Annotated in this window: 10 protein-coding genes; all 10 read right to left on the reverse strand. The window is 71.6% G+C overall.

The window, feature by feature from the left end:
• Window positions 1-21: 21 nt before the first annotated feature.
• Window positions 22-318, reverse strand: a complete 297-nt coding sequence (locus tag CQ045_RS06280) for a WXG100 family type VII secretion target (RefSeq protein WP_017204355.1) — start codon at window positions 316-318, stop codon at window positions 22-24.
• Window positions 319-433: 115 nt separating this feature from the next.
• The gene (locus CQ045_RS06285; RefSeq protein ID WP_105721802.1) at window positions 434-4,909 is read right to left on the reverse strand and encodes an FtsK/SpoIIIE domain-containing protein; all 4,476 of its coding nucleotides are present in this window, start codon (window positions 4,907-4,909) and stop codon (window positions 434-436) included.
• The gene (locus CQ045_RS06290) at window positions 4,906-5,631 is read right to left on the reverse strand and encodes a hypothetical protein (protein WP_105721803.1); all 726 of its coding nucleotides are present in this window, start codon (window positions 5,629-5,631) and stop codon (window positions 4,906-4,908) included. Before CQ045_RS06290 ends, CQ045_RS06285 begins: the two co-directional genes overlap by 4 nt.
• Window positions 5,628-7,316 (reverse strand): serine/threonine-protein kinase, encoded by a 1,689-nt coding sequence (locus CQ045_RS06295; protein WP_105721804.1) that lies wholly within the window; start codon window positions 7,314-7,316, stop codon window positions 5,628-5,630. Before CQ045_RS06295 ends, CQ045_RS06290 begins: the two co-directional genes overlap by 4 nt.
• Window positions 7,313-8,635, reverse strand: coding sequence for an FHA domain-containing protein (locus CQ045_RS06300; RefSeq protein ID WP_105721805.1), 1,323 nt, complete (start codon window positions 8,633-8,635; stop codon window positions 7,313-7,315). Before CQ045_RS06300 ends, CQ045_RS06295 begins: the two co-directional genes overlap by 4 nt.
• Window positions 8,635-9,447, reverse strand: a complete 813-nt coding sequence (locus CQ045_RS06305) for a PP2C family serine/threonine-protein phosphatase (RefSeq protein WP_105721806.1) — start codon at window positions 9,445-9,447, stop codon at window positions 8,635-8,637. Before CQ045_RS06305 ends, CQ045_RS06300 begins: the two co-directional genes overlap by 1 nt.
• Window positions 9,444-10,760 (reverse strand): RDD family protein, encoded by a 1,317-nt coding sequence (locus tag CQ045_RS19100; RefSeq protein WP_105721807.1) that lies wholly within the window; start codon window positions 10,758-10,760, stop codon window positions 9,444-9,446. The genes CQ045_RS06305 and CQ045_RS19100 overlap by 4 nt, the downstream gene beginning before the upstream one ends.
• Entirely contained in the window at window positions 10,757-13,159 is a 2,403-nt protein-coding gene (locus CQ045_RS06315) for a transglutaminase domain-containing protein (protein ID WP_105721808.1), read from the reverse strand. The genes CQ045_RS19100 and CQ045_RS06315 overlap by 4 nt, the downstream gene beginning before the upstream one ends.
• Complete coding sequence (locus tag CQ045_RS06320; RefSeq protein ID WP_105721809.1) at window positions 13,156-14,418, reverse strand: DUF58 domain-containing protein; 1,263 nt, start codon at window positions 14,416-14,418, stop codon at window positions 13,156-13,158. The genes CQ045_RS06315 and CQ045_RS06320 overlap by 4 nt, the downstream gene beginning before the upstream one ends.
• Window positions 14,418-15,389 (reverse strand): MoxR family ATPase, encoded by a 972-nt coding sequence (locus CQ045_RS06325; RefSeq protein ID WP_105721810.1) that lies wholly within the window; start codon window positions 15,387-15,389, stop codon window positions 14,418-14,420. The genes CQ045_RS06320 and CQ045_RS06325 overlap by 1 nt, the downstream gene beginning before the upstream one ends.
• Window positions 15,390-15,413: the final 24 nt, after the last annotated feature.

Here is a 15,413-nt window from a genome sequence, read left to right on the forward strand (position 1 = left end):
CCCTCGTGTGATGTGCGGCGATTACTGGCGGATCTGCGCGGCCAGCTGCTCGTCGGTCGACTGCAGCGACTGGGCTGCGACGTCGAGGAAGCGAGCCATGCCCTCGATGCCGGCGATGGTCGCGGTCGCGCCCTGGTTGAACTGCGCGTACGACGCGTCGAACGCGCCCGAGGCGGACGTGGTCACGAAGCCGCCCGAGACGAGCTGCGAAACGTACGCGCGGAGGTTCTTCAGCTGCGTCTCGATGTCCTGCTGACCCGTGCGGAGACGGCCAGCAGCATCCTTCATGTCGGCGTAGCTGACTTTGAGGTTCGTCATGGTGTTACCTTCCGGTCGCCCCGGCGGGTGCCGGAGGGTGTTCTTGTCCTTCGAGACTAACGAAGGGGATCCCTTCCGCAAATGGGGAGAAGTCCCCATCGGTCGGGAGGTGGTGTCAGACGGTCTCCGGGATCACGAGCGGGAAGTGCACCCGCACGGTCTTCCCGCGCTGGGCGAGCACCGCGCGACCGACCGGGAACTCGCCCCGTCCGATGCGCGGCAGCGGCGCCTTGAGCACGAGCTCGCCGTCGATCGTCTCCGGTTGCAGGACCACGCCGCGGCGGGCCTGCTTGATCTCGCCGAGCAGACCGAAGTTGCTGGTCCACTCGCTCGTGTCGCCGGTGAACAGCAGCAGCAGCTCGCCCCGGCTCGCACGCTTGACCAGGTCGGACAGCGGGATCTCCAGCAGCGACGACGCGAACTCCGCCACGCCCTCGACGGCCACGACGGGCTTGAGGCCCGCCTCGGCCTGCGTCACGATCTCCGCCACCGCGGCCGTACCGCTGATGCCGTCGGCGGCCGCAGCCGTCCACGCCACCGCCTTCTTCGCCGGAGAGCGGGAGGAGCCGAGGAACAGCGTCGGCGTGCCGGGCCGCGACCGGAGGACCTGCTGGGTGATCGCGGCGAGCGCGTTGCTCTTACCGCTCGCGGGCGGACCGGCGATCACGAAGGTGCCGGTCGGCTCGATCCCGAACGGCCCGAGATCGGCGTCGGAGAGGCCGACCACCAGCTGGTCGCCGATCGTGGCGGGGATGTCGTCCACGCCGTAGCTCAGCGGCAGAGCCCGCACGGGCGGAGCATCCGGAACGCCCCGCCGCGACATCGACGCGGCCATCCGCTCGATCGCGAGCGACTGCTCCTTCATGCTGCGCGTGCCGCCGACGATCGCGATCTGGGCCTCGTTCTCGCCCACGATCGCCCGGCCGGGCACGGACTCCGGGTTCAGGACGTCCTTGGGGACGTTGAGGATGTTGTACGAGTCGGCGTCGGCCATGCGCAGCACGACGCGGCGCTGGATCATCGCGTTCAGCGCGCTCGGGATGCTCTGGAAGCGGTCGGCCGAGAGCACCACGTGGATGCCGACCGACCGGCCGTCGGACAGCACCTCCTGCAGCGCGCTGTACGTGTCGGCGCGGCCGATCACGGCCTCGTAGTCGTTGCGGAACGCAGCGAACCCGTCGATGAGCACCACGATGCGCGGCTCGTCCGACTTGCCGGAGAGCGCGCGGTACTCGGTGAGGGTCGCCGCACCGACCGCCGAGTAGGCGTCACCGCGGCGGTCGAGCTCGCTGCGCAGCGTCGCGAACAGCCGGGCCACGCGTTCGGCGTCGTCGCCGGAGATGATCGAGCCGACGTGCGGCAGCGGCTCCAGCATCCGCAGCGCGCCCGAGCCGAAGTCCAGGCCGTAGACGTGCACGGGGCCGCCGCGCGGGGTGATCCCGGCCGAGACCGCGAGCGTGCGCAGCGCGGCGCTCTTGCCGGCGCCGCTGGTGCCGTAGATCACCATGTGACCCTCGGTGTCGGGCAGGAAGTGGAACGGCACCTGCTCCTGACGCTCCGGCTGGTCGACGACGCCGAGCAGCAGTGCGGCGTCGGTGCGCTGCGGCAGCTTCAGCTGGTCGAAGGTCGGCGCGAGCTCGTCGAGCCACGGCCGGCGCGGCTTGTCGACCTGCGCGGCCTGCGCGGCGAGCACCATGGTGCTGACGAGACGCTGCTGATCGTTCGGACCGAGATCCTCGTCGATGACGACGGCGTTCTCGTCGATCGGCAGCTCCCACGGGCCCTGGTCGGTCGTCCCGAACGCCGCGATCGCCACGTCGACGCCGTCGCTCTCACCGAGGCTCCAGCCACCGGCGTAGGCCGACTGGAACATCGTCATGCGACCGGGGCCGGTCTTCGCGATGCCGCGACCCGGGGTGCCCGGATCGAACAGCGCCGCGTCCTTCGTGCCGATCACGTCGTTGCTGTCGGTCTCGTCGGCCATCCGCAGCGCGACGCGGAGGTTCGTGTTCGCGCGCAGGTTGTCCTTGATCACACCGGCCGGACGCTGCGTGGCCATGATCAGGTGGATGCCGAGCGAACGGCCACGCTGGGCGATGTCGATCACACCGTCGACGAACTCCGGCACCTCCTTGGCGAGGGCGGCGAACTCGTCGATCACCAGCACCAGGGCCGGAGGAGCCTGCGGGTCGCCCGCGCGCTCGAGCTCGAGGATGTCCTTGGCCTTCTTCCGGTTGAACAGGTGCTCCCGGTAGTGCAGCTCGGCACGGAGGCTCACCAGCACGCGGCGCACCAGGTGCTCGTTCAGGTCGGTGACGATGCCGACGCAGTGCGGCAGGCTCGTGCAGTCCGCGAAAGCCGATCCGCCCTTGTAGTCGACGAAGAGGAACGTCAGCCGCTCCGGGCTGTACTCGGTCGCCATCCCGAGCACCCAGGCCTGCAGGAACTCGCTCTTGCCCGACCCGGTGGTGCCACCCACGAGGGCGTGCGGGCCCTGCTGGCGCAGGTCGAGCTGCAGCGCTCCCTCGGCGCCCGCGCCCACGAGCGCGCGCAGCTTCGGCTGGTAGCGCCGAGCGGACCCCGACTTGCGGCGAGACGCGAGCGAGTCGTTCTGGGTCCAGCGGTCGACGACGCTCTCCGGCTGGGTGGCCATGTCGCGACCGAGCAGGTGCAGCATCGAGATCGTCCGCGGCACGTCGCTGCGATCGAGCGCGACCTCGCCGGCATCGGTCAGCCGGGCCAGTGCCCTCGCGAACACGGCGAACTGCTCGCGCGTGAGCTCGTCGACGGCGAGGTCGTCGATCACCTCGCCCAGTCGCACGAAATGCGCGCTGTCGGTCGTGCCGAGCTCGACGAACGTGCGGCAGGAGGCGGGCAGCGCTGCGGCGTCCTCGGTGAGCCACACCGGGAAGATGCCGCGCATCGCGGCGCGCTCGGAGAGCTGGATGAGGCGGCCTCGATCGACCGGCGCATCCGGCGCGATCAGCACCACGATCGCGGGCTTCGGCACCGAGTCGTTCCGGTTGCGGGAGGAGTCCTCGCCGACCTTGGATCCGCTGTTCGTCGCCGCCTTCTCGACCTGGAGCGCACCGAGCTCCACGGCCTCGCCGCTGCGCGTCGACCGCGTGGCGATGAGCTCTTCGAGGCGGGCGACGATCTGCCCCGCCGAGGACGGGCCGTCTCCGATCGGCTGCACGCCGAGCACGGACTGCGCCGACCACGCGTGCGGCAGCCACTTGGCATCGGCCAGCTGCGCGCCCCACCGGGGACCCCAGAGCCCGACGACGCCCACGTCGGCGGGCGCGTGCAGCCCCGCGATCTGGGCGAGGAGCGCACGCGCGTACCCGGTCGAGTGGCCGCCGAGGCCGGCGATGCCGAGCGCTCCGACGTCGGTCAGATCCTCCAGGATGGGCACCTGCGGCACGATCCTGGTGGCCTCGACCACGGCATCGAGCTTCTCGACGTACTCGGGGATCGCACGATCCCGGCCGTTGGAATCCTTGACGGAGCTGCGCGACGTGGTGTCGCCGATACCGAGGCGCACATGCAGGAACGACCAGTGCTCGGCACGGCGCGTCCAGATGGTGGGTCCGGCGGCGAGCGCGGCATCGCTGACCTCGCGCAGCAGCGGGACCTCCCGGCGCCGCACGTCGATCTCGCGTTCGCGCTCGCTCTGCAGGCGGGCGTCCAGACGCTCCAACTGCTCCTCGAAGCGCTTCTTGTCCTCTTCGAGCTCCTGTTTGTTCTGGTTGCGGGTGGTCACCCACGTGCCGATCATGAGCAGCGGAGACAGCGCGACGAACATCAGCGACATCGGGCTCTGCGTGAAGGCGAACATCGCGCCGCCCATGAGCACCGGTGCGACGAGGGCGAGCATCGGGAACGGCTGCTTGCGCGCCGGGACCGGCAGATCGGTGCCGTCGAGCTCCTCACCGAGGTAGCGCTCCTCGACGCGCGGTGAGCGCACGAACTCGACCTGGCGGATCGAGGCGACGGCGGCCGAAGGGGCGGCGGCGGTCGGCTCGACCTTGACCGTGATGGGGGTGTCGCCGATCACGACGGCGAGCTCCCCCTCGGCGGCGACCAGGCGCACGACCGAGGCGCCGTCGATCAGGATCCCGTTGGCGGAGTTGAGGTCGATCAGCTCGACGCGGTCGCCGATCTCGAGCCGCGCATGCCGCTTCGACACGAGCGGGTCGTCGATCACGACGTCGCAGGACTCGTCTCGGCCGAGCACGATCGTGCCGCGGGTGAGGGCGATCGAGCGCGCCCCCGGCCCCGTGCCGACCTCCATGCGGCCGATCACCGGACGCTGCTGATAGGTCGCGGGGACGACGCGGACGGTCGCGCCGTGCGCGAGTCCGACGTGCGCGAAGGTCGACTCCGGCGCGAGCAGGTCTCCCGACCCCGAGACCACCGAGCTGTAAGCCTCGAGCGTCACCGCGGTGGGGTCGGCTGTTCCGAACGAGCCGAGCGGGTCGGCGCGGACGATCATCGATGCGATCTCGCCGATCGTCGCCGTGTTCTCGGCCGTGACCTCGATGTCGCTGGATGCCGCGCCCTGACGCAGCAGGGTCAGCCGTACCTTCACTCGTTGTCTCCCTCTGCCTCGCTCGGCTGCGGGGCGTCCAGCAGCGGGAGGTCGTCCTTGCTCACCAGCCGTGAGGCGATGACGTGCTCGACCAGACGCGCGCGACGGTTGGTCGCGAAGCTGCGCTGACCGCCGCGCATGCCCGGCACGCCGACGCGGTCGAACTTGTCGCACACGTTGTCGAGCTTGCGGTTGAAGCGGGTGACCGTCCAGCCGAGCCGTTCCGCGGCCTTGGCCGACGACGGGATCTCGCTCATGCCCGTACCGTCGCGGCGCAGCTGCGGCTCGGCGAGGGCGAGGATGAGGAGCTTCTGGCTCACCGTCAGCGGCACATCGCCGATGGTCGAGGCGCCGCCGTCGTCGTGCTCGCGCTTGGTCGCCCGGAACGTCGGCTCCGCGGCATGGAGGACCAGCTCGTACGTCGTCGGTCCGGCGCTGAACACGACCGTCGTGGTCTCGAACACCAGCGGCAGGCGCGCCCCCGGGGCGAGCCAGGCCTGCACGCCGCCCGCCGAATCGGTCACGGTGGCCGTGAGCCTGGTGCCGATGTTCGCCAGCCACCAGAGCCCGTCGGCGTCGCTGATCTCGAGGAAGTGGCGGTGCAGGAACAGGTTGTCGTCGAGCTCGAGGTCGCCCTCGCGCCCCACGATGAAGCGCCGACCCGGCTCGATCGGGAAGTACTCGCCCGCGAACTCGGCCGTCACCCCTGCGGGGGCGGTCATTCGACGCACCCCGTGACCGGTTCGGAGGCGCGTCCGTCACCGCGACGCAGCATCACTTCGATGCACACCTGGCCGGATGCCGCGGGCGTGAACGTGACCGTCTCGTCGGGGGCCTGCTTGACCGCGCCGTCGGCGGCGCCGCCGGTCTCGGTCCAGATGTAGCTGTCGTCCTCGACCGGGTCCGGATTCGTCCAGGTGAAGGTGACCTGGTCGCCCGCCCGGGTGCCGGCGAGCTCGGTGACGCGGGGAACCGCATCCGACACCGGATTCTGCGGGTCGACGGTCTGCGCGCTGCTCTCGGGCTTCGGCTCGGGGGCCAGGCCGGCGACCAGCGCGTTCAGGCCGATGATGCCTCCGACGACCACGACCACTGCGGCCGCGGAGAGGGTGATCCACAGACCCTTCCGGCTCCGCTGCGGCCGGTCGGCGGACTCGACGGCCGGCGCGGGGGCGGGAGCGGGCGGCTGCACGGGCGGGGTCGCGGCCGGAGCCTGCGCCTGCACGACCTGGGGCGGGCGCACGATGGTCCGGTCGTCCCGGCTGCTCGATGCGGGCACGGAGGTCGACGACGCCGGCCGCTGCGGCGCGGTCCCCGCGAGGCCCTCCCCGTCGGGTCGACGGCGCTGCGTCTGTTCGACGGCCGGCTCCGCGCGCGGGGGCATCTCGAACCGCGGGGCGTCCGGCACCACGACCGAGGGGCCCTTCGGCTGCGTCGCCGCGGAAGGACGCGTGGCGCTCTGCATGCCGGGGTCGATGCTGACGATCTCCCGGACTCGGGTGAGTCCGTCGCCGTCGTCTTCCAGATCCTCCGCCGGCGGGTGGTCGTCGACGATGTCGATCGGCGTCACCGAATGGGACAGCTCGATCTGCACCTTCTGCAGGGCGCGGGCGAACGCCACCGCGCTCGGGAAGCGGTCGTCCGGGTTCTTCGCCATCGCGCGGTCGAGGAGACGCTGCAGGCTCTCGGGCGAGTCGGGACGGGCGAGCGAGGGCAGGGCGGCCCGCTCGATGCGCTCGATCAGATCGGCGCTGGAGTTGCGCTCCCCCGGTCGCTCGAACGGCGAGCGTCCGGCGAGCAGCGTGTACAGCGTGGCCCCGAGCGCCCAGACGTCGGTGCGCGGGCCGCTCTGCGGCGGCTCGGCGAACGACTCCGGCGGCGACCACGGGATCGACATCCCGGAGGAATCGCCGGTGGCTCCGGTCGTCGAGGCGATACCGAAGTCGGTGAGGGCAGGACGGTTGTACTCGGTGACGAGGATGTTCGCCGGCTTGATGTCGCGGTGCAGCACCCCCGCGCGGTGCGCGGTCTCGACGGCGCCCGCCACCTGGATGCCGACGCGCAGGGCCTCGGCCACCGAGAAGGGCTCCTTGCGGGACCGGATCTGGAGGTTCGGCCGCGGGCAGTACTCCATCACCAGGTACGGGCGCCCGTCGCCGGCGACACCCGCCTGGTAGATCGTGACGATCGCCGGATGCGTCGACAGCATCGCCATGACGTTCGCCTCGTCGGCGAACTCCTGCGCCGCGCCGCTCGAGATGCGGTCGGCGAGGAGCACCTTCACCGCGACGCGACGTCGCGGCATCTCCTGCTCGTACAGGAACACGTCGGCGAAGCCACCCGTGCCCAGCGGCTCCACATAGGTGAAGCCGGGCAGGGTGGGCGGCGGTGAAGGGCGACGATTCACGGCAGGTCCTCGAACGCGACGGTCACCCCGTCGCCGAGATCCACCACATCTCCGGAGAGGACCAGCGTCTGCTCGCCGGGGTGCAGGCGCATCGGATCGGCACCGGGGCGCAGCAGCGTCGACCCGTTCGTGGTGTGCAGGTCGATGATGACGACCGTGTCGCCCTCCGGCCGGATCTCGAGGTGGCTGCGGGAGATGTCCTGCTGCGGGCTCTCCACCGCGATCAGGTGCGGCAGGTTCGCGCCGCTCGCGCGGGTGGAGCGGGGCCGTCGTCCGATGATGACCGTGCGATCCAGAGCCACCACCTGTCCTGAGGAGACGCGGATGCGCCCCGTCGCGGCCACCGCGGGCGCCGCCACCGGGATGACCTCCGTCGGGGCCTCCGCGGCGCCGGACGCGTCGGGAGCGGGCTGGCGGAGGCTGCGGAGCTCCTCCGCGGAGATCGTCGCACCGTCGTGGTCGCCCGAGACGGCAGGGGCATCGACGGCGGGAGCCTCCGGCTCTTCGCTCGGCCGCACGGCCGCGTCCTCGATGGGGGTGTGCACGGTGGCTCCCCACAGGTGGTCGAACTCGTCGGCCGGCGGCGCGAACGTCGCCTCGCTCGGCACCAGCGTCGCATCGATCACGCCCGCGTCGGCCGGCTCGGATGCCGCATCGGCCCCCGACACCTCGGGGACGTCGCTGACCTCGACGGGTACCACGGGTGGAACGACGGGAACGACGCCGACGGCTCCCACGCCGGGAGGGGGCGGGAGCGGAGTCGAGGCGCCCGTGGGCGGCGCAGGGGCCAGCGGCGGCGCCGGGGTCGCCGGTGTCGGGGGTGTCGGGTCGAGCACCGGTGCGGGGCCGGCCGCGACCGGGACCGCATCCGCGTCCGCCGGCTCGATGTCGGCGCTCACGGCGGCGGCGAGCACGATGCCGCTCTGCACGGGAAGCGCGGAACCCGAACCGCCCTCGTCGACCGTGATCTCCACCTTCGAGACTCCGGGGACGAAGCGCTCGCTCCAGGTCGTGACGTCGGCTCCGGAGAAGCTCTGCGCCTCGGCATCCGCGCCCGTGATCCGCACCGCGAGTGCACCGCGCACGGCCACCCGCGCATCGGTCCCCTCCAGCACGGCGGCCACGAAGGAGGGCATGTCGGCGAACGAGCCGCCCGCCCGTGTGGTGAGCACGTCGATCACGGTGGCCAGGCTGCGCTCGCGCGGCAGCCGGTCCCACAGCTCCGCGACGGTCTCGCCCGTGGCATCCGGAGGCAGCGCCACCAGGGCGCCGGGAATCACGATCAGGTACCACTGTCCCGGTCGGTAGATCGTCTGCATCAGCGAACCCCTCCTGCTGCGGCTTCTCGCGGGCGTGTGTCGGCGTCGATGTCGTCGGCCTGGAGCAGTGCCCCCGGCCGCGAGGCGACCGAGACGGCGTCGACGATCACCACGGTGATGTTGTCACGGCCGCCCGCCTGCACGGCCTCGTCGACCAGGATGTCGGCCGCCCGCTGCGGGTCGGACTCCGATCCCAGTATGTGCTTGATCCGCGCGTCGGAGACCTCGGTGGTCAGCCCGTCGGAGCAGATCAGCATCCGATCGCCGAGCTCGGCGGGGAACAGCCAGTAGTCGGCGTCTCCGGTGCTGCTCGCCCCGATCGCGCGCGTGATGATGTTGCGGCGACGATCGGTCGCGGCCTCCGCCGCCGTGAGCTCGCCCGACTCGATGAGCTCCTGCACGACGGAGTGGTCGACGCTGATCTGCTCGAGCTCGCCGTCGGCGAGGCGGTAGGTGCGCGAGTCGCCGATGTTGACGGTGAGCCAGTAGCCCATGCCCTCGACCGAGGCCACCACGACACCGCTCAGCGTGGTCCCCGCTCGGCCGTTGCCGTCGCCGGAGAGCGCCTCGACCGCGAGCCGCGCACGGGCCAGAGCGTCGAGCAGATCGTCGAGTTCGAGGTCGGCCCGCCCGATGTAGCGTGCGAACTCGTCGATCACGGTGGCGCTCGCCCGCTCGCCCGCTTCGTGCCCGCCCATGCCGTCGGCGACCAGGAACAGCGGAGAGCTCGCCATGTACGAGTCCTCGTTCAGCGGGCGACGGAGGCCGGAGTGCGTCGCCGCCCCCGTGGCGACGATGAGTGGAACGGTCATGCGTACCCTCCGACCATGACGACGCGGTCGCCGATCTCGATGACGTCGCCGAGCTTGATCGGCACGCGCTGGCCCGCGGGGCAGGCGATGCGCTGTCCGTCACGGACGATGGTGAGGCCGTTGGTCGAATGACGGTCGAGGATCCAGCCGCCGGAGGTCTCGGCCGCCGCCTCGAAATGCGTCTTCGACAGGGAGAGCGTCTCGTCGCGCACCGGGACGACGACGGCGCCCTCCTCCGGTCCGGGGTTGCGCCCGAAGACCGTGCGCCGCGAGACCGAGACGCGGGTCCCGTCATCCCACGTGAACACCAGACGGTGTCCGGGGATGCTGATGCGCGTCTCCTCGAGATCGTCCTCGACGAACGCCGGCGCGGGTGCCGGAGCGGGCGCGGATGCCGGTAGGGGCGGCGCCGGCGGCACGACCGCAGGCGCGGGAGGTGCCGGCGGGGTCGCGACCGGCGCGGGCGGGGTCGCGGGAGCGGGCGGTGCGACCGGCGCGGGAGGCACCGGCGGAGCCTCGGCGGGCGCGGGCACGGCGGCTGGTGCAGGCGAGGAGGCGACCGGCGCCGGCGTCCTCGCGGGCGGACCGTCCTGCGTGACACCGGGCACATAGGCGATCATCCCGGAGTCCTGCACCGGCGCGGTGAAGCTCCGGGCTGCGGGCGCCGCAGCGGCAGCCTGCGAGGCCTCCGCCGACCCGATGCTCGGTGCGGCGGGCGCGGCGGCAGGGGCGGCGGCCACGGCCGGCGCGGCCGGCGCGAAGCCGGGCATCGGCGCCGGAGGAAGCCGTTCGAACGAAGGGGCGGGCAGCAGCGGCGGCGCTTCCGGGATCGGCTCCTCTTCGACGACGGGTTCCGGAGCTGCCACCCGCGCGTCGAGCATGAGCGAGGACGCGACCTTGTCGTGCCAGCCCTGGAACCGTCCCGAACCGTCGAACAGCGGGCTGAAGTACCCGACCACGATCGCGGCGGCGAGGCCGAAGATGATGTTCCGCAGCAGCGTGCGCCCGAAGCCGAGCGGGGCGCCGTCAGCCGCCGACACGAGCCGCAGCCCCTGCGCGCGCATGCCGATGGAGCCCTTGCCCGCCTGCATGACGGTGTAGACGATGAACCACCCGAGCAGCACCAGGCTCACGAGAGGGCCGCCGATGACGAGCGTCGTGATCGAGGCCTCGATCCCGCCGGAGAGTGCGACCGCGAGGATGAGCCCTCCGGTGAGCAGGACGGTCAGCCCTCCGGCGATCAGGGCGTCGATGACATAGGCGACCGCGCGACGGGAGATCGGCGCGATCTGATCGAACGCGGGCTGCGTCATGGGGTCTCACTCTCGGAGGACGGGGGCGTCGTGCCGGGGTTGCTCTCGATGGTGCCAGGTTCGCGGCGCACGCGCGCGGTCGCCGCCTCCTTCAGATTCTGGAATCCGTTCGAGATCGCGGAGCCGCCGACCAGGGATCGCATGCTCAGTCGCGCCTTGATGCGCTTCCAGAAGCCGGCTTCCTTCCCGAGCCCGCCGACGATCTCGTCGACCTCGTGCCAGAAGGTCTCGACGTCCTGCGGGGTCGGCTCGGACGGACCGAAAACGTCGGCGTCGGCGCGTTCCGCGAGCGCGGTGACCTGCGGCACCGTGAGCGCGGATGCCACGACCGAGGCCTCCTCGATCCTGGTGCCGCCGGGGGCGAGGCGAGCGCCGTAGTCGATCGCGCGGTCGGTCAGCTCATCCCATCCGCCGCTGATGCGGTCGGATGTGCGTTCGGCTGCGCGACGGGATCGGCGCTTGGCCGCCTTCCACGCGCCGATCACGATGAACGGAGAAGCCAGCAGGGCGATCACGCCGAGCGAGATGCCGCCGATCAGGAGGATGGCGCCGATGATCCCGGCCAGGTTGAGACTCTCGTCCTCGGACTCGCGGTCGTCGGGCAGGGTCGGCGGCAGGTCGACGGGCTCCTGCGGCGGAGGCGGCGGCTGCAGCACCTGCGGCTTCGGGTCGACACGCGGCTTGGTGTTCTGGTCGTTGGGGACCTGGTCTTCGGGCGGGGTCGGGTTGAAGGTGACCCAGCCGATCCCCTCGAAGTTGACCTCGACCCACGCGTGGACGTTGTCGCCGGTGGCGGTGAACAGGGCGTCGCCGGCCTGCTCCTCATCCGGGTAGTAGCCCAGGACGACGCGAGCGGGGATGTCGATCTGCCCGGCGAGCAGCGCCATCGCCACGGCGTACTGCTCGTCGTCGCCGATCATCTGCTCGGCGCCCACCAGGGTGGAGATGCGCTCCGCGGTGTGTCCGGCCCGCGAGAGGACCTCGCCCTCGAGGCCATGGCTGAAGAAGCCGCCCTCGGAGAGGAAGTTCTCGAGCGCCCGCACCTGTTCGATCGGCGTCTCGGCTCCGGAGACCGTCTCGGCGGCCAGCGAGGTGAGCTCTTCCGGCACGTTGCTCGGCTTCGGCATGGCCACGGAGCCGAACGGCACCTCGGCGAGCCGCTCGTCGTCGGGCTCGCTCGGCATGACGGCGTCGACCGCGTACTGGTCGCCCTCGGTCAGTCCCGAGGTCGCGACGGCGGTGCCGGTCACGGTGTTCACGAACGTGCCGCGGCGCAGCTGCTCGGCGTCGTCGCCGCTGAACCGGATCGCCGACAGCGTGCCCGCTGTCGGCACCCACACCCCGCGGTACTCGTCGATCTCGATCTTGAGCGTGACCGGGACGCCCTCGGCGTCCGGCGCCATGCTCGAGCGCAGCGGGGCGAACGCGCTCGACGAGGTGGGCCCGCCGTCGGTGACGTTGTAGACCATGCCGTCGAACTGATCCATGACGGCGGTGCGGATGCGCGCGCCCTTGGGAAGTCCCTGCACCGTGAAGAGCGTGTCCTCGGCCTGGTCGCGCACGTTCTTGCGGAACGCCTGCAGCGGGCTCGGGTAGTCGCGGATGTCGAACGGCGGGATGATGACGTCGCGGAAGACGTGCCGCGGCTGGGCAGGGGTCGCGACCGCGCTGGTGGCGATGCCCGCGCCTCCGGCGACGGCGAGCACCGCGACGCCGGCGAGCAGGCGTCGGGTGCGCATGTGCGCGGCCCGGGAGGGATCGACCTCGCTCACCGACACGGCCATGTTCTGCGGAGCCCACAGCTGGCGGAGGGCGAGCCAGGCCATGCTGACGACGGCGAACACGAGTCCCTGCACGAGCGGGAAGGCGGGCTCGGGCGTGCCGAGCGCGATGACGAGCATCAGCAGGACACCCGCGGGCAGCAGCGCCCAGGCCACCTGCGACAGGCGCAGCGCGAGCGACGCGGTCAGAGTGGTGACGACGAGCGCGAGCAGGAACGGGACGATGAGGTGCCCGTCGGCCGCCGCCACCGGGGCGACGGTAGTGAGCATCTGCTTCCAAGCGGTGACCGGGCCCAGCGCGAGCTTCTGCAGCGTCTCGAGCGTCGGGATGAAACCGAGGATGGACGTCTGCGGCAGCGCGAGGGCTCCACCGAACACGAAGTACGCGGCGACCGTGAGGCCGGCGATGATCAGGATGCCCCAGCGCCGCCAAGTCGAGACGGCCGCGATCGCGAGGCCGAGCAGGACGCCGCCGATGACCGCGGGGAGGAAGGACGGACCGGCGAAGGTCGGCCAGAATCCGACGAGCGAGGTCACGACCAGGAGCGCGGTCGCTCCCAGATCGAGGATCCAGCGGCGCGGGGAGAGCGCGACGGACGCGGTGGAGGGCGCGGTCATGCGAGCACCTTCTGCAGAGCGAGCGGAATCTGTTCGAGCGCGCCGATCGTGACGATGTCGGCCTCGCCGATGCGGCGCAGCGCCGGGGAGGTCACGGTGGTATCGGCCACGACGACCAGCACCCTGGCGCCGAAGGGCAGGCGCGAGCATGCCAGGCGGAGGTCGTCGGAGCGCACCCGCGAGCCGCACACCAGCACGACGACGCTGGCGAGCGGCATCGTGGCCGCGACGACTCCGGCGAGGTCGGCGAGCCCGCCCTCCTTCGCCTTGCTGTTCTCGACGGCCGAGAGCGAGTCGAGGAGCTGCTTGCCGGTCCCCGCCGGCAGCTCGCGGCCCTGCACGCGCACGTCGACGCGCTGCGAGTCGCGGAGCGCCCGGAGACCGATGGACCCTGCCGCCGAGATCCCGAGCTCGAAATCGTCGGCGGTGTCGTAGTCGGCGCTGGAACGCGACAGACCGATCACGAAGTGCGAGCGGCGGGTCTCCTCGTACTGGCGGACCATCATCGTGCCGGTCCGGGCGGTCGAGCGCCAGTGCACGTGCCGCAGGTCGTCACCGGGCTGGTACTCGAGAAGGGCGTGGAACGACACGTCGTCGCGGGACAGGTCGGCCGCGGGCAGACCCTCGAGGTCGCGCAGGTAGCCCAGCGACTGACCGTCGAACAGCACGGTGCGCGGGTGCACGAACAGGTCGACGGGGTCGTCGCGCCGGTGCGCCCGCTCGAAGAGACCGAGCGGGTCGCCGCGGACGACGCTCACCGGGCCCACCTTCACCACGCCGCGCTTCTGGGTGGGGATGGCGAAGAGCTCCTCCGCCTCCTCCCCCGGGGCGAGCCGCTGGATGCCGAACTCACCGCGACCGGCGCCGACGGGGAGCACGACGCGCGACGGCAGGATCGCCCTGCTGCCCCGGTTGGCGAGGGTCAGTGCGCCGACCGCGCGCTCCCCCACGACCACGCGGGTCCGGGCGAGGTCGAGCGAGACGTCGTAGGCGGTGCGGCCGATCAGGAACAGCGCGCACAGGGCCACGGCGATCGCGATGACGACCGCGGCGACCGTGAACTCCACCCATCCGGCGACCTGACCGAGCACCCAGAAGCCGACGGCGAGAGCCATCAGCACCCAGGCCAGGGGACGGATCGCGGCGGTGATCTTCCGGAGGCGCGTCAGGATGCGCGCGCCGATGACGGCCGCGATGTCACGCCATCCGGCGTCGCGTTCCGTCTGCGGCGGCGACGCCTGAAGGGCCTCCGCGGTCATCAGGCCGCCGCTCGGGCCTGGGGAGCCGCGACGCCGTCGAGCACGCGGGCGATGACGGTGTCGCTGCTCGTGCCGGCGAACTCGGCTTCGGCGTCGAGAAGCAGACGGTGCTGCCACACCGGGCGCGCGAGAGCCTTGATGTCGTCGGGGAGCACGAAGTGACGCCCCTGGGCTGCCGCCCACACCTTGGCGATGCGGATCATCGCGATCGCGCCTCGGACCGAGACGCCGAGCCGGATCGCGCCGTCTTCACGGCTCGCCTCGGCGAGCTCGGCGACGTAGCGGAGCACCGCGGGCTCGACGTGCACGGACGCGGCGAGGTCGGCCATGTCGGCGACGGCGCTGGTCGTGATGATCGCCGAGAGACCGGCGGACGGGTTGCGGTCGGATGCTCCGGCGAGGATGCTCTCCGTGACGGCCAGGTCGGGGTATCCGATCGACGTCTTGATCAGGAAGCGGTCGAGCTGGGCCTCGGGGAGCTTGTACGTGCCCGCCTGCTCGATCGGGTTCTGCGTGGCGATGACGAGGAACGGACGCCCGGCCTCATGCGTGACGCCGTCGACCGTGACCCGCGACTCCTCCATGACCTCGAGCAGCGCCGACTGGGTCTTCGGCGATGCGCGGTTGATCTCGTCCGCCAGCACGATCGACGCGAAGATCGGTCCCTTGTGGAACTCGAAGCGGTGCGACTGCTGGTCGTAGATCGTCACACCCGTCACGTCGGACGGCAGCAGGTCCGGCGTGAACTGGATGCGCGCGCTGGTGCCCTGGACGGTCGCGGCGAGAGCCTTGGCGAGGCTGGTCTTGCCGGTGCCCGGTGCATCCTCGAGGAGCACATGCCCCTCGGCGAGCATCGCGGCGAGCACGAGACCGACGATCTCCTGCTTGCCCTGCACGGCCTTGTCGACGTTCTCCACCAGGCGCTGGAAGGTGCCCTGGAACCAGGCGGCCTGCTCGGGGGTCATTGTCATGAGTGTGTCGTTCCTTGTCGTGTG

The organism is Microbacterium sp. MYb66 (genome assembly GCF_002979435.1).
In the GTDB taxonomy this organism is placed as follows: domain Bacteria; phylum Actinomycetota; class Actinomycetes; order Actinomycetales; family Microbacteriaceae; genus Microbacterium.

What these genes read in the sequence shown, in the direction of transcription:
- CQ045_RS06280 (WP_017204355.1), bottom strand. Translation starts at nt 318, where the DNA reads ATGACGAACCTCAAAGTCAGCTACGCCGACATGAAGGATGCTGCTGGC.
- CQ045_RS06290 (WP_105721803.1), bottom strand. Translation starts at nt 5,631, where the DNA reads ATGACCGCCCCCGCAGGGGTGACGGCCGAGTTCGCGGGCGAGTACTTC.
- CQ045_RS06300 (WP_105721805.1), bottom strand. Translation starts at nt 8,635, where the DNA reads ATGCAGACGATCTACCGACCGGGACAGTGGTACCTGATCGTGATTCCC.
- CQ045_RS06305 (WP_105721806.1), bottom strand. Translation starts at nt 9,447, where the DNA reads ATGACCGTTCCACTCATCGTCGCCACGGGGGCGGCGACGCACTCCGGC.
- CQ045_RS19100 (WP_105721807.1), bottom strand. Translation starts at nt 10,760, where the DNA reads ATGACGCAGCCCGCGTTCGATCAGATCGCGCCGATCTCCCGTCGCGCG.
- CQ045_RS06315 (WP_105721808.1), bottom strand. Translation starts at nt 13,159, where the DNA reads ATGACCGCGCCCTCCACCGCGTCCGTCGCGCTCTCCCCGCGCCGCTGG.
- CQ045_RS06320 (WP_105721809.1), bottom strand. Translation starts at nt 14,418, where the DNA reads ATGACCGCGGAGGCCCTTCAGGCGTCGCCGCCGCAGACGGAACGCGAC.
- CQ045_RS06325 (WP_105721810.1), bottom strand. Translation starts at nt 15,389, where the DNA reads ATGACAATGACCCCCGAGCAGGCCGCCTGGTTCCAGGGCACCTTCCAG.